We start from the raw sequence: 18,614 nt of genomic DNA on the forward strand, positions 1-18,614 counted from the left end.
CTTCCAATCGGAGGGGCATGTGCAATGAGCTGATATTCATGAAACAAGGAGGCAAGCGATGAACGTTTCCGGCAAGATCCGCCCATGCCGGGTGGTGGTGGTGGGCGGTGGCTTTGCGGGCGTGCAGCTTATTCACAGCCTGCGACGTGCGAACGTGTCCGTCACGCTGATCGACCGGCGCAATCACCATCTGTTCCAGCCTTTGCTCTATCAGGTCGCCACGACCGTACTGTCGACGTCGGAGATCGCCTGGCCGATCCGCCACCTGTTCCGTGACCGGCCCGAGGTCGAGACGTTGCTGGGTGAAGTGACGGCGGTCAATCGCGACGGCAAGGCGGTGATCCTGCAGGATGGCACCCGTATCGGCTACGACATTCTCGTGCTGGCGACGGGTGCACGCCACGCCTATTTCGGCAAGGACGCATGGGAGCCTCACGCGCCGGGCCTGAAGACGCTTGAGGATGCCACGACGATCCGGCGGCGGATGCTTCTTGCCCTTGAACGTGCCGAGCTGGAACCCGACCCTGAAGTTCGTGACGCGCTTTTGACCTTCGCGGTTGTCGGTGCGGGTCCCACTGGCGTCGAACTGGCCGGAACCCTTGCCGAGCTGACTCACCACGTCCTGCCGCGCGAGTTCAGGCGGATCGACACGCGCAAAGCCCGCATCCTGCTCATCGAAGGAGGCCCCCGCGTTCTCGCCGCCTTCAGCGAACCGCTCTCCGCCTATGCGAAGACGGCGCTGGAGAAGATCGGCGTCGAGGTGCTGCTCGGACGGGCCGTGACCGATTGCGGGCCCGACGGTCTGAGGATCGGCGAGACGCCTCTCGCCTGCCGCACCATCATCTGGGCCGCGGGTGTGCAGGCGTCGCCTGCCGCTGCCTGGCTCCGCGTCGAAGGCGATCGCGCGGGGCGCGTCCCGGTCGGTCCCGATCTGTCGCTACCCGATGATCCAGACATTTTTGTCATTGGCGATACCGCGCTCGTGAAGCAGCAGGACGGCAAGCCCGTCCCGGGGCTGGCGCCTGCTGCCAAGCAGCAGGGCGCGTATGTCGCCAAGGTCATCAAGAATCGGATGGGCGGAAAGCCCGCGCCGGCGTCCTTCCTGTATCGCCATCAGGGCAATCTCGCCACAATCGGCCGGCGCGCCGCGATCATCGAGCTCGGCAGCTTGCGCCTCAAAGGCGGCCTTGCCTGGTGGCTCTGGGGCATCGCGCATATCTATTTCCTGATCGGCACCAGATCGCGCTTTTCGGTCGCCTGGAGCTGGCTGTGGATTTTCCTCAGCGGACAACAAAGCGCCCGCCTCATAACTCAGCGCGAGGAGAAACGTGCGCCTGTTGGTGTTGATGGTCTGAGCTTCTAGATTGCTGGCATTGGTTTACCAGCCAGGCGGCAATACTCGGAAACCCTTGTCGTCAGCACCGTTCCGTCCTTCGCGGCGTGCTGCCTGACATCGCGCCTGGGCCGCTTCACGATCGCGCATCCGGGGATCGAGGTGGGGATTGAAACCTCGATACAGCTCGCGGATTTGGGCGGTTCGGCAGACGTGGCACTCAGGCACGGTTCAGGGAACTATCCCGGCCTTGACGCGGTGCGGCTGTTTTCTCCCCAACTTGCTGCGGTTGGAAGCCCCGACCTTCTCATAGACGGACCAGGGTCCGGGTCGTCAGCGAGTTTCTGGTCGAACTGGCGCGGGAAAACCGCGTTGCGCTGGAAACACCGGCTGGGTAGCCGACCTGCTGAGAGGTGCCGGGCGGTGGGATTGTCGTTCTTCAGCGACTACGACGGAGAAGGGGACATCTCTCCGCTTATCGGCCTTGGGGAGCAGGGCGACAGTCACGATCTTGCTCACCATCGGCAGGTTTCCGCCTGATCGCGATGAGCGGCGGTCCATCGACTGAAGGAATGACACCATCTTCCTACGCTGCCACGCGAAAGAGCCCCCAATGACCGCCAACAGGGAGAAATTCCGAAAGGGATTGAACCGGCATCGGTGATCGTAAGCTAAGATGGGTGCAGGCTCCCGCAACCATCTTTACCGGCGTCGATTGCAAGTTATGATCGATGCTGGTCCCCGCAACCATCTTTACTTGCTCGGGCAGCAAGTAAAGATTAGATCTTGCCCCCGCAACCACTGATACAAACAAAACCCGCAGCCTCGGCTGCGGGTTTTGTTTTTCTAGCGGTCTTTCCGATTGCCTGGCGCTCGGTCCATTCCAGGATGGTGCGCAGCTCGCCGTGCAGCGCCGCGAACATCTCGCCTCGCTCATTGCCGGGCGTCAGCACGATCCGCTCGATCAGCATCCGCCAGGCTTCCGCTGCCTGAGGCCTTTCTTCCGGCCTGTTCAGCGCATGGGTCAGAGTCGCGACTTTGCTCGCATAGATAACTGCGGCCCTTGCCAACATGTCCGGCACGTCCTTAGGAAGATCGACCAGCAGCGCTGAAAGCTCCTTCTTTCGGGCCTCCAACGTGTCCATCTCGGCCTTCATGCTCTCATGGAACATTCCGGCCTTGATGGCCTCGATGATACCCCTGATCTGCTTCTCTACCTTGACCAGCTCCGCTTTCCAGGCGTCGCCATTCGAGCGGCGTTCCCGATTGAGCCGGTTCATCTCTTCGGCATAAGCACGCATCGCCTCTGCCGCGACCTCAGGTGCCATCATCCGGCCTTTGAGACCGGCCAGCACGCGGCGCTCTAAGTCCTCGCGCGGGATCGTCCGGCTGTTGGAGCAGCTCCCCTTGCTGATGTGGTTTGAGCATGCGAAACGGTCGGATCCGCGGAGAGAATACGGACCACCACAGCAGCCGCAGAATATCAGCCCCGAGAGCAGCGATTTCGGCCGGCGGCCACCGTTCAGCCGATTCTTGGTATGGTGATCACGGATCGCCTCAGTGACATTCACATACTTCTCGTTGATCTCGCCTTGCCGCTCGCGCACGGCTTGCCACAGCTCGTCGTCGACGATGCGGAGCTCGGGGACGTCCTTGACGATCCACTCCGAGCGCGGATTCATTCGCGAGACGCGCTTCCCGGTTGACGGGTCTTTGACATATCGAAGCCGGTTCCAGAGCAAGCGGCCTACATAAAGCTCATTGTTTACGAGGCCGGTTCCGCGCTTGACGTGACCGCGGATCGTTGTGTCGCTCCACAGTTTGCCGCTCGGGCCGGGAATGCCCTCCTCGTTCAGTCGGCGCGCAGTTGTGCGCGGACCTACACCATCCGCAAACTCGCGAAACACACGTCGAACGATGTTGGCTTCGACCTCGTCGATCTCACGGTCTCCCCGAACGGGATTGCCGTATGTGTCGAGCTTCTTGACCACCTTGTAGCCGTAGCAGAGCCCACCGCCCGACTTGCCGTCCTCGATACGACCACGGAGGCCGCGATGCGTCTTGGCGGCAAGGTCCTTGAGAAACAGCGCGTTCATCGTGCCCTTCAGGCCGACGTGCAATTCGCTGATTTCGCCTTCGGCCAATGTGACGATCGGCACGCCGGCGAACTTTAGGTGCTTGAACAGCGTCGCAATGTCGGCCTGGTCGCGGCTGATGCGGTCCAGCGCCTCGGCCATCACCACATCGAATTGTCCCGCCTGCGCGTCCTGCAACAGCATCTGGATGCCAGGTCGCAGGATCATGCTCGAACCGGAAATCCCTGCGTCCTTGTAAGTGGCGACCACGTTCGACGTGTCGCGCCTCGCCTGCTCACGGCAGAGGCGAAGCTGATCTTCGATCGAGGCTTCCCGCTGATGATCTGAGCTGCTGCCGATTTTGTGGACAGGGAGTTAAGCTAGGCAGCGGACTCATAACGCATTGATCCAGATTCGGACGGCAGCGAGCTTGAGGGCCGCGAGGAAGTTGTCCGGACGGCGATCGTAGCGCGTGGCGAGGCCGCGCATCTGCTTGATGCGGTTGAAGAAGCGCTCGATTTGGTTTCTCTGGCGGTAGAGCCAAGGGCTGAAGGCGAAGGTTCGCTTTCGGATGACACGTGGCGGCACATTGGCAAAGGCGCCGCGTTCCGCCGCTTCAGTGCGGATGGCGTCCGTGTCATAGGCCTTGTCGGCGAGGAGGATGCCGCCGGGTGCGAGCCGGGCCAGGAGTTCGCGCCCCGCCGGTGCGTCGCCGGCCTGCCCTGCGGTGAGCAGGAGGTGAATCGGACGGCCCTCCGCATCGACCAAGGCGTGGATTTTCGTAGTCAGTCCACCCCGGGAGCGTCCCATGCAACGATCGTCATCGCCCCCTTTTTGATCGCGGCGCCGTGCTGGTGAACGCGAACGCAGGAGCTGTCGATCATGACGATGTCCCCGTCATAGGCGGCCGAGACCGCTTCCAGCAACTTGTCCCAGACCCCCGCGGCCCGCCAGCGCACGAAACGGTTGTAGAGGGTTGTACGTGGTCCATAGCGCTCCGGCACATCCCGCCACGGCGCACCGGTCCGAAAGCGCCAGAGGATGCCGTTGATCACTCGGCGGTCATCCACCCGCGCCACGCCGCGCACCTTGTTCGGCAGCAGCGGCGAGATGATCGCCCATTCCTCGTCGGTCAGCTCGTGGCGGCGCATCTGTCAGGCTCCCAGTTCGGGAGCTTGAATCACGATACGCTCAGACGCGCAAATTTATGGGGCCACGCCCTAGCATAGCGCGGGCTTCGAACTCCATGGGGCTTAGAGCCCGTTTGGAAATTCAGGGATGTGCATTTCTCCGGGCGAGATTTGCGCCCATGGCGACGAGGATCATCGCGGTTGAGACGTCGATGCGGCGCTCATAGTCACGCACAAGGCGGCGCCATCGGGTCATCCAGCCGAACGTGCGCTCGACGACCCAGCGGCGCGGCAGGACTTCGAAGCCCTGCACGCCATCGCGGCGGCGGATGATCTCGACGACGAAGGCGAGATAGGCCGCCTTGTCCATGAGCGTGAGCCGGTCGTAGGCGGCGTCGGCGAAGAGGTGCTTCACCCACGGCCAGCGCTTGCGGATCGCATCGAGGATCATCTGTGCCCCGGCGCTGTCGGAAATGTCTGCGGTCGTCAGATGGACCATCAGGAGCCGCCCGTCGGTGTCGACCGCAATGTGGCGCTTGCGCCCGACGATCTTCTTGCCGGCATCGTATCCCCTGGCTTCGGCTTGCGGCGCCTTGATCGTCTGGCTGTCGATCACCGCCCCCGTCGGGCTCGCTTCACGCCCCGCCCGCTCGCGGTCGAGCATCAGTTCGACATCGTGGATGGTCTGGAACAGGAAGCGGCGCGCCAGTTCGCGGAACCAGCCATAGACCGTGCGCCAGTGACCGAAATGGATCGGCAGCATCCGCCAGCCGCCGCCTGAACGCACCAGATAGCGCACCGCATTGATGACTTCCCGGAACTCCACCTCGCGGGGCCGTCCCCGGCGTCCGGGAGCCGGCATCAACGGCGCCATCCGCTCCCATTCTTCATCCGTCAGATCCGACGGATAGCGTTTCGTCTTCCGGGCGATCCTGGCCATCCGGTCCCGCTGTTCTGCTGTCCACATCCACAGCTTGAATCATAAGCACGGACAAACAGGAATCCCTGGATAACGAATTTCCAAACGGGCTCTCAGGTACCCCAGTTTCGAATGCCGCCGACGCGGGTTGTAGAAGCGCTCGATGTAATCGAAGACATCGGCACGGGCTTCGTCGCGGGTGCGATAGAGCTTGCGGGCTGTGCGTTCGGTCTTCAGCGTTGAGAAGAAGCTCTCCATTGCCGAGTTGTCCCAGACATTCCCGGCACGGCTCATCGAGCAAGTGATCTCATTGTCAGCCAGAAGCCGCTGGAACTGCTCGCTTGTGTATTGCGATCCCTGGTCCGAGTGATGAAGCAGAGCGTCGGCCTTGCCACGTCGCAGACCGCCATCATCAGCGCATCCATGACCAGGGAGGCATCCCGCTCGGCCTTCATGGACCAGCCAACGACACGCCGGGAAAACAGGTCGAGGACGGCAGCGACGTAAAGCCAGCCGTCCGCGGTCCAGATATAGGTGAAGTCAGCCAACCACTTCAGGTTTGGCCGGTCGGCCTGGAAGTCGCGGTCGAGAATGTTATCGGCGATGACCGCGCGTTCGCCGTCATCCTTCGGCTTGCCACGGCGCCTGGGCCGCGCCCTCATGGCATTGACCCGCATCAGCCGTTCGATCCGGTGCAGCCCGCAGGCCAGCCCCTCTTCCAGAACATCGCGCCAGACACGGCGCGCGCCGTAGGTCCGGTCGCTGGCCCTGAAGCTTGTTTCGATCGCCATGACGAGCTTCGCGTCATGGATCTCGCGGGCTCTGGTCGGGCGATTGAACCAGGCATGGAAGCCTGAGCGCGAGACCTCCAGGACCTTGCAGAGCCAGCTGACCGGCCAGATGTGGCGGTGTTTGGCGATGAAGACGAACCTCATATCGCCTCGCGCGCGAAAAAAGCCGCGGCCTTCTTGAGGATGTCACCCTCCGCACGCAGCCGCGCGACCTCTTTCTTCAAGGCTGCAATCTCGGCCAGGTCGGCCCGCATCTGCCCGTTCCCAGGAAACGCTGTCGCCGGGGTCGCGGTCAGCTCCCGCATCCAGCGGCGCAGCACGCTCTCCGCCACATCAAGGTCACGGGCCGCCTGCGCTACCGAGACACCCCGATCCGTCACCAGCCTGACGGCCTCGACTTTGAACTCGCGGCTGAATTTCCGCCTCGTCATATCCTCTCTCCAGGTCCTTGGTCACGATCTTATCTTCGTGTCCACGAAACCGGCAGCAGCTCACTCCCCCTGGATATCGTCGTGGGGTCTGCCGAGGGTGATGGATGCGTGCCGCTTGTCCGCCGGGTCGATGCTGAACGCGACGCCCATATCGGGCTCGGCTGCGTGGAGCTTCATGAAGAGGGCCGGATTGCACCACGCCCGGATGATGGCCTCGGACCGGGCGAGGATCAGGCGGCGGTGGCGGACGAGAAGCTGGTGCTGGCCGGCAGTGGAAACGTGCGGGAACATGAGACGACCTCTCGCGTGAGAAGAACGCCTCATCCCGGCCTGGGTGGCTTTACGGAGAAGGTCGAGAGAAGAGCCCGGCGGATTCTTCCTCTGGGCAAGATGAGAGGGGAGAAAAGAGGGGGCTGTTGTTGGTCTTGAGGCAGAGGGACCCAGGCCGGGAATGAGACGCTGCCGGGCGGGAGTGCTTCGGCTCACGTCATATAAAAAGGGGCCTGGGGCTGAAATACACGGGACCTCTTCAGGGTATGAACCCGCCGTGGCCGTGAGTTTTCAATCCGCTGCGTCTTGGAGCACTGCGGCTATCCTGGCCGCCAGTTCGTCTTCGCTCAGCTCGCTTGCGGCCAGCGCCAGCCAGGTGGTCACCGCCGTGGCGTCGTCCATGGCGAGGTCATAGCCGTTGAGGGCCAGGAACAGCTCGCACACCACGAAGGAGGTGCGCTTGTTGCCGTCCACGAAGGGGTGGTTCCTGGCGATGCCATAGGCATAGGCGGCGGCCAGTGTAGCTATGTCGGAGGTGGACACCTGCGTTCCGGCAGCTTCGTCCGGCTGCATGTAGTGGTAGCGGTTCTTCGGACGATCGAGAGCCGTCTCCAGCAACCCTTCGTCCCGCACGCCCCGGCCGCCGCCATGCTCTGCAAGCTGGGCGTCATGAACAGCCAAAACGACGGCCTTGCTCACCCAGCGCGGCTCGCCCCGATGGCGCCCACTCATTTCGCGAGTTCGCGCAGCACATTGCGGCGCTTCTTCATGATCTTGCGGGCTTCCTCCATCTGCGCCTCGAACTCTGGCTCGTAGGGCGACAGGTGGTAGCCGTCCGGGGTCTCGGTCAGATAGAGGGTGTCACCCTGGCCCACCTTGAGGCGCGCCAGTACTTCCTTGGGCAGCACCGCGCCCACCGAGTTGCCGATCTTTCCAAGTTTGAGCGCAACCATGACCGTGCTCCCTTCCGTATGAACGATTGTATGAACCAAATGGCGACGTCAAGGCCAGTCCGCTCCGTTATTCCGGACAGGAAGCGGACGGACTTCGTGCGGCTCACGCCTCGGTGAACGGCTCCCAATCCTCGATGAGGCGATGAACTGGCGTGAAGTCGGTGTAGCGCTCGTGCAGGCGGGCGGCGAGGTCAGGGTCCCCGGTCTCGCCAATGGCCGCAATCACGGCCTCCAGCGTCAGGGCCATGAAGGGCACGCCGTCAGTCCGGTCGGCCAGCATGGTGCGGTAGAGGTCCACGGCATTCCAGACGTCGCGATTGCCGGTGGGGGCGATGACGACGAAGAGCGCGCGGGCGCCCGGCCCCAGACGCTCCCGGATGAGAGCGGCGAGGAGGTGCTCTGCGGTGAGCTGGCCCAGCGGATCAACCAGGAGGCTTGGTGCCTCCGGGTCGAGGTGGAGGGCGCAGGCGCGGGTCAGCTGCCGGTAGCGGGCCGTGCTGCTCCGGCCCTGTTGGCGCATGGTCTCGGAATATTTCATCTCGATGGCGATGAAGGCCGGGCCGCCGTCCGGGGCAAGGCCGCTCACGAAGAGGTCGAAGGCGGTGTAGTCGCCGAGATAGGTGGGGTCGCCCCGGCCGGGCGAGTGCTCGAAGGCGAATTTCCCGACTTGGCCGAAGAAGCCGGGGAAGAGGTGGTTGAAGAGGGCGAGGCCGTGGTCGGGTGCGGCCTGGCAGTGGGCGAACAGGTTGAAGGTGAGCGGCTGGCTCGACAGGAGGTTCTCCCACAGCCTCTGCTCTTCGATGAAGGCGCCAATCTCCCGATAGGCCGTCGCGCGGCGGGTCAGGCGGGCGATGTCGGGGGGCAGGAGGTTGCGGCCCCGGCGGGCGTCGTCTGGATCGAGGCGGCTGCCGAGGATGCGCTGGCGTCCGTCCCGGCTCCGATGCCAGCCCGGGCCAGGCCTCGGCTTTCCCGCAAGATGGATTGAAGAAGTCGGGCGCAGCTCGCAAAACGCGTGTCACCCGGCTCATTCACATGGTGGCGATGGAAAATCTCACGAGGCACAATGGGGAGGTGTGAGTTTTCATAACCATATGCATTATCTGACATTTCGTCACCCGATTGCTGATCGGTGACGATATTTCCTGTCGACCTGCGACAACATTATGCAGCTTCGCGACCGTCTGATTCGGGTTCCAAAACTCTATATTTATTGTCCGGCAAATTCCGGGCGCCTTCGCCAACCTCCTGTGAGGCGCTTTCATGTCCTTCGATTCGTTCTCCTCTTCTGATCTCCTCCCGCAGCTTTCGATCCAGTCCAGTGGACAGTTCACGGGGCCATTTGCACCTGCCCTTCGCGTGACCGGGGCGAGGGGCGACATGGTGTAGCGCGGGAGGCTGAGGCGGCCCACGCGCTACACCAGCCGAGATGAACTGTGTCGCCTGTAAGAAGGCATCCTGTTTGCGAACTATCAGGGCGCGGTGTTGAACGCCGAGGTTACCTTCTCTTGGCGCCTTGCCGGTTACGAGAGCAGCATCCAGATGAATGGAGCCCTCAATCGGGTCTTGGACCGATTCCGAAAATTTGCGGCTCATCGAGAAATGAAATCATATTATTACGAAGTCAATGAACACGGTAAGAATATTGGATATCATACACACATATCATTTCATATCCCGGACAGATACCGGGACGATTTTCGCCGGTGGCTGAGTGACATCAATAGTGATACGGCTAATGCAAGGCGCACGAAGGGGTTCATTTCCCTGCGATCCCATAAACAGGATGCTGTACATAGCCAGTGGCGCTGGTTCCAGTATTGCATGAAAGGCCTTGACCCAAAGCTGCTGAAAGGCGAGGCAAAGGGAGAGGGTTATGAGAGCCCGTTTGGAAATTCGTTATCCAGGGATTCCTGTTTGTCCGTGCTTATGATTCAAGCTGTGGATGTGGACAGCAGAACAGCGGGACCGGATGGCCAGGATCGCCCGGAAGACGAAACGCTATCCGTCGGACCTGACGGATGAAGAATGGGAGCGGATGGCGCCGTTGATGCCGGCTCCCGGACGCCGGGGGCGGCCCCGCGAGGTGGAGTTCCGGGAAGTCATGAATGCGGTGCGCTATCTGGTGCGTTCAGGCGGCGGCTGGCGGATGCTGCCGATCCATTTCGGTCGCAAGCGCCACGCCCTCGTCGACACCGACGGGCGTGACCTCGTCCTCTTCGCCCATGCCGCCAGTGTGCAGGATCGCGATGGGGCGGGCCCGCTGCTGGCTGCCTCGCGTCGCCCGTTCCCCTTCATCGAGAAGGTCTTCGCGGACGCCGGCTACCAGGGCCCGCGTGTCGCGACCGCGACCCGCATCGCCGTCGAGATCGTCCGTCGCAAGCCCGATCAGATCGGCTTCGCCGTTCAGCCCCGGCGATGGGTCGTCGAGCGCTTCTTCGCCTGGATCAATCGGAACAGACGGCTCTGGAAGGACGCCGAAGCCACCATTGCCTCAGCGACCGCCTCCTCTACGCCGCCGCCATGGTCCTCATCCGCCGCATCGCCCGAACGTCATGAGGTTCGGGACGGACTCTGAGGTTCGGATTGACCACCCATGGTGGCCGTCGTCGCCACCAGTAGATCGCGCCGCGCCGGAACACATGCTGGATATGCGTCATGTCTCACCCCGTAACGGGTGAGCGGGTTGAACCGCACCGGCTGCCAAGCGCCGATCCTGTACGACAGTGCTGTACGACAAACGCGTACGACAATGCCCCCAGAAGAGCCCCAGCCAAGCTGGAGCCCAGCAAAATCAACAGAAATCGCGGTTTTGGCTGGGGCGCCAGGATTCGAACCTGGGAATGGGGGAATCAAAATCCCCTGCCTTACCACTTGGCTACGCCCCAACGACCGGTTCAGGCTCGGTGGGCGCGGACCTTATCGCCCATGCTCTATCCTGTCCAATGCGGCGTGCGACATATCCAAAGCCCAGGGCGTGGTGCCGGCGTGCCACCCGCGCGGGGGCGGCACGCCGGCGATCGGGGCCTCAGGCGCCGGTGAAGCGCGGGCCGCGCTTCTCGGCGAAGGCGAGCCGGCCTTCCCGATAGTCGGCACTGGCATTGGCGGCGCTGGTCGCGCGGCGGGCCTCGGCGAGGAGCGCGCCCGAGCCCCCTTCCGCCGCGCGGATCGACAGCTTGGCCGCCTTCAGCGTCAGCGGCGCGTTCTCGGCCATGCGCAGGGCCAGCTTGTCGGCGGCGCCATCCACGTCCTGCGGGCTCGCCAGCAGGTCGATGGCGCCGATCTCGAACGCCCGGCGGGCGGGGAGGCGATCCGCCGTGAAGAAGAGCTGGCGCGCGCCCTGGCTGCCGAACACCCGCAGCACCCGTGGCAATCCACGCGGATCGTAGCCCAGGCCGAGGCGGGCGGCGGGAATGGCGAAGAAGGCGTCGTCCGCCGCGATCCGCAGGTCGCAGCTGGCCGCCAGCGCCGCCCCGGCACCGACGCAGGCGCCGTGGATCAGGGCCAGGGTCGGAAACGCCAGCCCCTCGATGGCGGCGCAGGCGCCTTCAACGATGTCGTCATAGCTCTGCGCGCCGGAAGCATCGGAACGGGCGGCGTCAAAATCGGAGATGTCGGCGCCGCCGGAGAAGGCCAGCGCCCCCTCGCCGCGCAGCACCGCCACGCGGATGTCGGTGCGCCGCGCCGCCTCGCCGGCAAAGGCCGCGAGCGCTTGCCACATGCCGCTGGAGATGGCGTTGCGCCGCTCGGGGTTCGACAGGACGAGACGGGCGATTCCGTCCTCGACGGTGATGGCGATGCTGCCAGCCAACTTCGGCCTCCCAGTTTCAACACGGCGCGGATCATGCGCGAGGGGCGGTGCGCCGCGGGCCCGCGGGTCCTGGTCCCTCCAGGTTCGCGACGCATGCGGTGATCGGCGGCGGGGCGCCACCTCCCGATGCGCGGCTCCGCCACGATGGTGGAGCGGCCCGCGATCCGGTCGTGCACATATGCCCGAAACCGCAGGGGAAGGCCATGGCGGGCGACTGGGGAGCCGGTGGCTGGTGAAGATCTGCCCCATGGGATACGGGACGACGCCCGGAGGCGTCGTCCCGTCCCGACGGGCGCCGGTCAGGGCTTGGCACCCGAAGCCATGTGAGCCGCGCGGCTCGCAGGTTTCATGTTTCGCGTCTTCTTGGCGCGTTCAGGGTTGGAATTCAAGCTAAAAAGCGAATGCCGCCGCCGTCGGGGGTCAGATGTCCGCAGGCGACTTCACGCTGCGCAACTCGGTGCCCTGTATCTCGCTAGTCCGCAATTGAACGACTGCGAGGTCTCTATTCTTTTCGAAAAAGAAAATTTCCAATAAATCCGATTATGAGACTGCCTATGGCTACGACTATGCCATAAAATAGTGCATTCGTCTGAGCGAATGCCGCGACCTCTTGTTCAAACCCCGTCTTGTTGACCTCGAAATGCAACAAGGATTGCGCTGTCACTCGGCCTTCCCGAAGCAGCTTGACGGAGATGTCGTAGTGGCCGAGGGGGGCGCGGCCGGGAATGGCGAAGTCCGCCCGGAACACCCGTGGCGCCAGGAACACCACGCCGCGCGGGTTCTCCTGGTAGAGCTGCTCGGCCTCCTGGGTCCGCAGGAAGGCGAGGCGGAAGGGATCGGTGGGCACCACGTCGGCATAGTCGGTGCCGATCATCTGCACCAGCACGTTGCGGGTGAGGCCGATCTGCTCCACCCGCAGCACCTCTGGCGGGGCCATTTCCTCCGGCGGGCGGTTCGACTGCACGCTGAGAAAGGCCGGCACGTCGATGAAGGTGCGGCTGTCGGTGTTCACCCACAAGCCGAACAGGCGCGACTTGCGCCAGGTGATGAAGCTCTCCTTGGGGCCGCGCACGGTCACCACCACGTCCGGCGAATCGTCGGGAGCCGAGGTTTCCGCGACGCCGAACACCACCAGCTCGGTTCCGGTGAAGCTGGACGTGATCCGAACCCGGGGCTGGGAGATGGAGACCACCAGCCGGTCCGGGGCCGGCGCCGTCTCGGCGGGCTGGGCCTGCGCAGGCAGGGCGTGGAGACCGGCGGCCAGCGCCGCGGCGCGCGCCAGCCGCGCGGCGGGCCACCGCCGGCGGCCGCTCACCGGCGCACCTCGATGGGGTGGAGCACGTAGATGTCGGCCGGGGTGCGCACCAGATCGACCGCCACCCGCAGCCCCACGGACAAGACCAGCAGGCCCAGCAGGAAGCGCAGGTTTTCCGGGCGCATGGTCTGGCCGGTGCGGGCGCCGAACTGCGCCCCCATGGTGCCGCCGATCATCAGCACGAAGGCGAGCACGGCATCCACCGTGCCGTTGGCCACCGCGTGCAGCACCGTGGCCGCCGCCATGGTGACAAGGGTGAGCACCAGGGAGGTGCCCACGGAGGTGGTGGTGGGCACGCGCAGCAGATAGATGAGCGCGGGCACCAGGATGAAGCCGCCGCCGACGCCCAGCACCGCCCCCAGCACGCCGATGATGAAGCCGATGCCCGCCACCGGGATGGCCGAGACATAGATGCGCGAGCGGCGGAACCGCATCTTCAGCGGCAGCCGCATGAACCACGCGTGGGTGCCCGGCCGGCGCACGCGCGGTCGCTCTCCCCGCCGGCTGCGGCGGATGGCGCGCACGCTTTCGGTGAGCATCATGATGCCGATGGCGCCGAGCAGCAGCGTGTAGGCGATGCGGATGAACAGATCCACCTGGCCGATCATCCGCAGCCACAGGAACAGCGCCACCCCCGCCACCGTGCCGAGCAGGCCTCCGATGAGCAGCACGCCGGCCAGAGGCAGGTCCACCATGCCCTTGCGCAGGTAGGAGAGGGCGCCGGAAAAGGAGGAGGCCGCCATGTAGGGCGACACGCTGGCCACCGCCACCGCTGCCGGAACGCCGGTGAAGATGAGAAGCGGGGTCATGAGGAAGCCGCCGCCGACCCCGAACATGCCGGAGATGAAGCCCACCGCGAGCCCCATGGCGAACACGGTGAAGATGAACACCGGCAGCTCGGCAATGGGCAGATAGATGGTCACGGCATCGTCCGTTTTGGATCACGGCGCAGGGGTCGGACTTACGCCATCGCCGGGCCGGTGAGAAGGCCCCGCACGTGCGGCCGGACGTCTTCCGCTGGCTTTTGGCGCCGTGGAGGCCGGCGGAAGGGGCGCGCGCGCCCGCCAGCGGCCTTGCCGGGGGCTCATGCCGTCGGCCCCGGTCCTTGAGCCGGGCCAAGGACCCGGGCCAAGGACCCGGGCCAAGCGGGTTGCTCAGAGGCCGCCCCGGCTCGGCCAGGGGGCAAGGGGCATGCTCAGGGGGCATGCTCAGGGGGGTGGCTCAGGCGCCGGTTCCGGGGCGGACCTGCGCGGCGAAGGCGCGCAGCAGGACCCGCAGCGCCAGGCCGAGGGCGGCGCCGTGACGGTGGGGCCGCCCGGGCACATGCACGAAGACAACGGGGATCGCGTCGCCGGTTCGCGCCAGGGCTATGAAATAGCTGGCATTGCACAGGTAGCGCCCGGCGTCCCGCGACGGCGCGGCGGGACAGGCGGCGCGCGCGGCCGCCACCAGGTGCGGGATGCGTGCCGGGCTCTTCAGCACCGCCGGGGCGCTGGCGTCGATCCGCCGGCGTGGCGGATGCCGCCCGGCCGAATCGGGGCGGTCGGCGGCGGCGTTCACGGCGCGGGTCTCGATGCTCAGCCGGCGGCGGCGCGGCGCAATGCCGAACAGCAGCATCCCGTCCGGCCGGTGCCGGGCGATGAGGTCGGCGAGGACGGGGAGGGAGGCCCAGAGCGTCGGCAGGATCTCCAGGCGGAGATCGCACGCGGCGAGCGCCGGCCGGCGGGCGCGGACCAGATCCCGGGCGAGGCGGGCGGACGGGTTCACCGGCACGCCGGGGAACGGCCCGAAGGCACAGATCATGATCTTTTTGCGCCCGCCCACGGCGCGCTCAAAGGCCGATGAGGCGGGCGATCTCCGCCGCCGCCAGGGCCGGGGCGAGGGTGCCGGCGGCCACCTCCCGCTCCAGGGCCGGCAGGCGCGTCCTCACCCCCGGGTCGGTGGCCACCTTCTCGGCGAGGCGCTCGTTGAGCAGGGTCCACATCCAGCGCACCTGCTGGGCCTGCCGGGTGGCGGCGAAGGCGCCGGCGGCCTCGCACCTCTGGCGGTGCAGCTCCACCTGGCCCCACACCTCGGCGATGCCGTCTCCGGTATAGGCGGAATAAGTCAGCACCGGTGGCGACCAATGGGCCTGGCGGGCGCCGAGCAGGTGCAGCGCGGCGCGGTATTCGCTGGCGGCGGCGCGGGCGCGCATGACATTGTCGCCATCGGCCTTGTTCACGGCGACGATGTCGGCGAGCTCCAGCACCCCCTTCTTGATGCCCTGAAGCTCATCGCCGGCCCCAGGCAGCATCAGCACCAGGAAGGTGTCGGTGAGGTCGGCCACGGCGGTCTCGGACTGGCCGACGCCAACCGTTTCCACCAGCACCACGTCGAAGCCGGCGGCCTCGCACAGCAGCATGGTTTCGCGCGTCTTGGCGGCGATGCCGCCCAGGGTGCCGCCGGAGGGGGAGGGGCGGATGAAGGCGCGCGGGTCCACCGACAGGCGCGCCATGCGGGTCTTGTCGCCGAGGATGGACCCGCCGGTGCGGCTGGAGGAGGGGTCCACCGCCAGCACCGCCACCTTGTGGCCGAGGCCGGTGAGATAGGTGCCGAGCGTGTCGATGGTGGTGGACTTGCCGACCCCGGGCACGCCGGTGATGCCGATCCGGAAGGCGCCGCCGGTGCGCGGCAGCAGGGATTGCAGCAGGGCCTGGGCACGGGTGCGGTGATCGGCGCGGCGGGATTCGACAAGCGTGATGGCCCGCGCCAGCGCGGCGCGCTCACCCCTCGCCACGCCGTCGGCGAGCTTGGCATCGTCGTGCTGTGGCGCAGCCGTCATCGTCGTTTGTCCCCCAGGCTGCCGGCACCGGCCGGCGTCATTTTCCCAATCGCGCGGGAACTCGTCATGCCGTGCCGGCGTTGTCCAGGCAAATTTCCATTCGCGTCGATCGGCGGCGGCCTGTCGCCAGGATCGGCAAACCCGGCGCCGCCCCTTGGGCCGCGCCTGATCGCGGGGTGCCCGGCGGCGCGACGACGTCGCCAGAGCCCCGGCCAATGGAGGTGAAGCCATGAATTGGGATCGCATCGAAGGCAATTGGAAGCAGGCCACCGGCACCGTGAAGGCCCAATGGGGCAAGCTGACCGACGACGACCTGACCGAGATTGCGGGCCGGCGCGACATTCTGGAGGGCAAGATCCAGGAGCGCTACGGGCTCGCCAGGGATGAGGCGAAGCGCCAGGTGGAAAACTTCACCAACGCCTTCGATTCTGCGCGCCGCCACTGAGGCGCCTCCGACCCCCCGCGTCGCTGGTCGGCGCGGGGGCTTTTTTGCGCTCAGCAGCGCCCCACGGCGACGATGTCGCCGGTGTCGAGGCCCGCCAGCGCCCGCGCCGCCTGGACCCCGTCGATGCGGATGTCCGGCGCGATCTCCAGCAGCGGCACCAGGGCAAAGGCCCGCTCCATCAGGCGGGGGTGGGGAATCTCAAGGTCCGGCTGGTCGATCTTGTCAGTCCCGAACAGCAGGATGTCGATGTCGATGCGGCGGGGGCCGAAGCGCACTTCCCGGCTGCGGTCGCGGCCCAGCATCCGTTCCACCAGCAGGCCCAGGAACAGCAGGCTGCGGGCGTCCACCGGGCTGTCTACTTCCACCACCTGGTTGAGATAGGGCCCCTGCGGCACCGGTCCCCAGGGCGGCGTTTCGTAAAGCTGCGAGCGGGCGCGGATGGTGAGGCCGGCCCGCGCCAGCACGCCGAGGGCCAGCGCCAGGGTGGCGGCGCGGTCCCCCACGTTGGAGCCGAGGCACAGATAGGCGGTCTGGATGCTCATGGGGCGTCCCGGATGGCCTCCGCGACCCGCGCCGCCTGCACATGGGCGGCCACGTCGTGCACGCGGATGATCTCCACCCCCGCCAGGATGCCGATGACGTTGGATGCGATGGTGCCCGGCAGCCGCTCCGCCGGGGTGGTCTCGATCACCTTGCCGATCAAGGACTTGCGGGACGTGCCGAGCAGCAGCGGCAAGCCCAGCGTGCGCAGCTCGTCCAGCCGGCGGATGGCGGCGAGGTTCTGCGGGAAGGTCTTGCCGAAGCCGACGCCGGGGTCGAGCACCAGACGGTCGCGCCGGACGCCGGCCCGCTCCGCCTTTTCCAGGGCGATCTCGAAGAAGGCCAGCATGTCGGCGATGATGTCGAGGCCCGGGTCGACCTCGGCGCGGTTGTGCATCACCACGGCGGCGGCGTCGTGGTCGGCCACCACCCGCGCCATGTCGGGATCATGGGCGAAGCCCCACACGTCGTTGACGATGTGGGCGCCGGCCGCGAGCGCCTTGGCGGCCACCTCCGCCTTGTAGGTATCCACCGAGATGGGAACGCTCGCTTCTCCCGCCAGCGCCGCCAGCACCGGAGCGAGGCGGGCCCACTCCGCATCGGCGGGCACCGGCGTGTGGCCGGGCCGGGTGGATTCGCCGCCCACGTCCAGGATGTCGGCGCCCTCGGACACCAGCCGGCGGGCGGTGGCCAGGGCGTCGTCCGGCGCGGCGCTGCGGCCGCCGTCGGAGAACGAATCGGGGGTGACATTGAGAATGCCCATCACCAGTGTGCGCGGACCGAGCGGCAGGGCGCGGTCGCGGGCCTGAAGGATGCGGGGGGCGGGGGGGATCTGCGGAGGGAGCGAGGCCATGGCACGACTGTGTAATCAGGTCGCGCCACTCAAGCCCCTGGGCGTCGCCGTGGCAAGGGTGATCGTCAGGCGGCGCCGCAGGGGTGGGACGCCATGGCGTCCAGGGTATCGAGGATCGGCGCCGGCGCGATGCGCATGGGACCGGCGAACGGCTCGCCCATTTCCACCACCAGGAACAGGGCCGCGGCGATGGCGAGACTGGAGAGGGACAGCGCCACCAGGGCCGGCGGATTGCGCGGGGCGAACCAGCCGAAGCCGGCGAAGATGAGGGTGAGCCAACCCATGACCACCAGCACGAACAGGGTGGGAATGCGACTGTCGGCGTCGCTGCTGAGCTTCCAGCGGTGGGTGAGCAGCGCCTTCAGGCTGCGGGCGGCGTCGGCGCGGGCGAGCTTCTGGTCGTCGCTTGCCGGCGACAGGGCGCGGACCATCTCCTCCAGGCGCAGGAGCTGGCGCGCGGAGGCAGCTTCGAATCGGGTCGGCGTCGGCGCGCTCTCGATGCCGCCGGGACTGCCGCCCCAGGTCTCATCGAGGACGAGCCGCGCATAGGTGGCGAGCGCGTGCCGGGCCGGGCAGGCCTGCGGCCCGAGCTGGCGCAGCTCCATGTCGGCGGTGAGCAGCGTCACCGCGTATTCCTGCACATCCTGCCCGGCGGCCGAATAGGTGTAGCGCATGGAGGTGGTCATCAGGCCGAGGATCAGCGAGGTCATGGCGGCGGTGAGGCCCACCGTGAGCTTCAGCGTGTATCGGGTATCGTCGGACAGATAGTCGGCCGGCGACCGGCGGGCGACCACCATGGCCAGAAAGGCACCCGCCAGCATCGCGGCGCACGCCAGCGGCGCCACCATCCAGGATGTCATGTCGTCTCCCGTCGGGATTGCCGGGCCCGGCAGGGCACGCGGCTGCGCCCGAATAGCGCGCGCCGCGCCG

18 protein-coding genes, 1 tRNA gene and 2 pseudogenes are annotated in these 18,614 nt (G+C 66.2%); 4 read left to right on the plus strand and 17 right to left on the minus strand.

The annotated features are described in order from the left end of the window. Positions 1–58: 58 nt before the first annotated feature. Together V5F53_RS04130 and V5F53_RS04135 are read left to right on the plus strand one after the other, a co-directional pair. Positions 59–1,363, plus strand: coding sequence for an NAD(P)/FAD-dependent oxidoreductase (locus V5F53_RS04130; protein ID WP_393998162.1), 1,305 nt, complete (start codon positions 59–61; stop codon positions 1,361–1,363). 84 nt (positions 1,364–1,447) lie between these two features. Beyond that, positions 1,448–1,873: a LysR substrate-binding domain-containing protein gene (locus V5F53_RS04135; protein WP_509213007.1), complete on the plus strand. Its 426-nt coding sequence runs from the start codon at positions 1,448–1,450 to the stop codon at positions 1,871–1,873. A 239-nt stretch (positions 1,874–2,112) separates the two neighbouring features. Here the strand turns inward: V5F53_RS04135 and V5F53_RS04140 are convergent, their stop codons facing one another. The 8 genes and pseudogenes from V5F53_RS04140 to V5F53_RS04175 all read right to left on the minus strand — a co-directional run bounded on the left by V5F53_RS04140 (position 2,113) and on the right by V5F53_RS04175 (position 8,902). After that, positions 2,113–3,768: a recombinase family protein gene (locus V5F53_RS04140; protein ID WP_509213008.1), complete on the minus strand. Its 1,656-nt coding sequence runs from the start codon at positions 3,766–3,768 to the stop codon at positions 2,113–2,115. Between the two features lie 33 nt (positions 3,769–3,801). Further along, a protein-coding gene (locus V5F53_RS04145) for an IS5 family transposase (RefSeq protein WP_509212894.1) occupies positions 3,802–4,559 on the minus strand; the annotation gives its coding sequence in 2 pieces (ribosomal slippage) (positions 3,802–4,247 and positions 4,247–4,559; 759 coding nt in all). A gap of 121 nt (positions 4,560–4,680) precedes the next feature. Beyond that, the gene (locus V5F53_RS04150; RefSeq protein WP_509212896.1) at positions 4,681–5,505 is read right to left on the minus strand and encodes an IS5 family transposase; all 825 of its coding nucleotides are present in this window, start codon (positions 5,503–5,505) and stop codon (positions 4,681–4,683) included. 12 nt (positions 5,506–5,517) lie between these two features. Beyond that, positions 5,518–6,679, minus strand: a pseudogene (locus V5F53_RS04155) (IS3 family transposase). A 60-nt stretch (positions 6,680–6,739) separates the two neighbouring features. After that, positions 6,740–6,970, minus strand: a complete 231-nt coding sequence (locus tag V5F53_RS04160; protein WP_393998608.1) for a hypothetical protein — start codon at positions 6,968–6,970, stop codon at positions 6,740–6,742. A 270-nt stretch (positions 6,971–7,240) separates the two neighbouring features. Further along, positions 7,241–7,630 (minus strand): type II toxin-antitoxin system death-on-curing family toxin, encoded by a 390-nt coding sequence (locus V5F53_RS04165; protein ID WP_509212898.1) that lies wholly within the window; start codon positions 7,628–7,630, stop codon positions 7,241–7,243. Between the two features lie 47 nt (positions 7,631–7,677). Continuing rightward, positions 7,678–7,902, minus strand: a complete 225-nt coding sequence (locus V5F53_RS04170) for an AbrB/MazE/SpoVT family DNA-binding domain-containing protein (RefSeq protein ID WP_234050726.1) — start codon at positions 7,900–7,902, stop codon at positions 7,678–7,680. 103 nt (positions 7,903–8,005) lie between these two features. After that, positions 8,006–8,902, minus strand: coding sequence for a PGN_0703 family putative restriction endonuclease (locus tag V5F53_RS04175; RefSeq protein WP_509213009.1), 897 nt, complete (start codon positions 8,900–8,902; stop codon positions 8,006–8,008). A gap of 942 nt (positions 8,903–9,844) precedes the next feature. On the opposite strand from V5F53_RS04175, the pseudogene V5F53_RS04180 reads away from it, so the two are divergent. Continuing rightward, a pseudogene (locus V5F53_RS04180) lies at positions 9,845–10,458 on the plus strand (transposase). Positions 10,459–10,712: 254 nt separating this feature from the next. On the opposite strand, the gene V5F53_RS04185 reads toward V5F53_RS04180, so the two are convergent. The 6 genes from V5F53_RS04185 to meaB form a co-directional block, all read right to left on the minus strand. Continuing rightward, positions 10,713–10,787, minus strand: a tRNA-Gln gene (locus V5F53_RS04185). A gap of 140 nt (positions 10,788–10,927) precedes the next feature. Then, positions 10,928–11,710 carry an enoyl-CoA hydratase-related protein gene (locus V5F53_RS04190; RefSeq protein WP_393998606.1) on the minus strand — a complete coding sequence of 261 codons (783 nt, stop codon included), beginning with the start codon at positions 11,708–11,710 and terminating at the stop codon, positions 10,928–10,930. Between the two features lie 502 nt (positions 11,711–12,212). After that, on the minus strand, positions 12,213–13,025 hold the full coding sequence (locus tag V5F53_RS04195; protein ID WP_393998605.1) for a TIGR02186 family protein: 813 nt from the start codon (positions 13,023–13,025) through the stop codon (positions 12,213–12,215). Further along, positions 13,022–13,948 (minus strand): sulfite exporter TauE/SafE family protein, encoded by a 927-nt coding sequence (locus tag V5F53_RS04200; protein ID WP_393998604.1) that lies wholly within the window; start codon positions 13,946–13,948, stop codon positions 13,022–13,024. The genes V5F53_RS04195 and V5F53_RS04200 overlap by 4 nt, the downstream gene beginning before the upstream one ends. Positions 13,949–14,246: 298 nt before the next feature. Then, positions 14,247–14,828: a pyroglutamyl-peptidase I family protein gene (locus V5F53_RS04205; protein WP_393998603.1), complete on the minus strand. Its 582-nt coding sequence runs from the start codon at positions 14,826–14,828 to the stop codon at positions 14,247–14,249. Positions 14,829–14,856: 28 nt separating this feature from the next. After that, positions 14,857–15,846 (minus strand): methylmalonyl Co-A mutase-associated GTPase MeaB, encoded by a 990-nt coding sequence (gene meaB, locus V5F53_RS04210; RefSeq protein WP_393998602.1) that lies wholly within the window; start codon positions 15,844–15,846, stop codon positions 14,857–14,859. A gap of 229 nt (positions 15,847–16,075) precedes the next feature. On the opposite strand from meaB, the gene V5F53_RS04215 reads away from it, so the two are divergent. Next, complete coding sequence (locus V5F53_RS04215) at positions 16,076–16,291, plus strand: CsbD family protein (protein ID WP_393998601.1); 216 nt, start codon at positions 16,076–16,078, stop codon at positions 16,289–16,291. 50 nt (positions 16,292–16,341) lie between these two features. On the opposite strand, the gene folK is transcribed toward V5F53_RS04215, so the two are convergent. The 3 genes from folK to V5F53_RS04230 form a co-directional block, all read right to left on the minus strand. After that, on the minus strand, positions 16,342–16,833 hold the full coding sequence (gene folK, locus V5F53_RS04220) for a 2-amino-4-hydroxy-6-hydroxymethyldihydropteridine diphosphokinase (protein WP_393998600.1): 492 nt from the start codon (positions 16,831–16,833) through the stop codon (positions 16,342–16,344). Then, on the minus strand, positions 16,830–17,684 hold the full coding sequence (folP, locus tag V5F53_RS04225) for a dihydropteroate synthase (RefSeq protein ID WP_393998599.1): 855 nt from the start codon (positions 17,682–17,684) through the stop codon (positions 16,830–16,832). The genes folK and folP overlap by 4 nt, the downstream gene beginning before the upstream one ends. 65 nt (positions 17,685–17,749) lie before the next feature. Next, the gene (locus V5F53_RS04230; protein WP_393998598.1) at positions 17,750–18,544 is read right to left on the minus strand and encodes a bestrophin-like domain; all 795 of its coding nucleotides are present in this window, start codon (positions 18,542–18,544) and stop codon (positions 17,750–17,752) included. Positions 18,545–18,614: the final 70 nt, after the last annotated feature.

This window comes from Xanthobacter cornucopiae (genome assembly GCF_043195065.2).
Classification (GTDB): domain Bacteria; phylum Pseudomonadota; class Alphaproteobacteria; order Rhizobiales; family Xanthobacteraceae; genus Xanthobacter.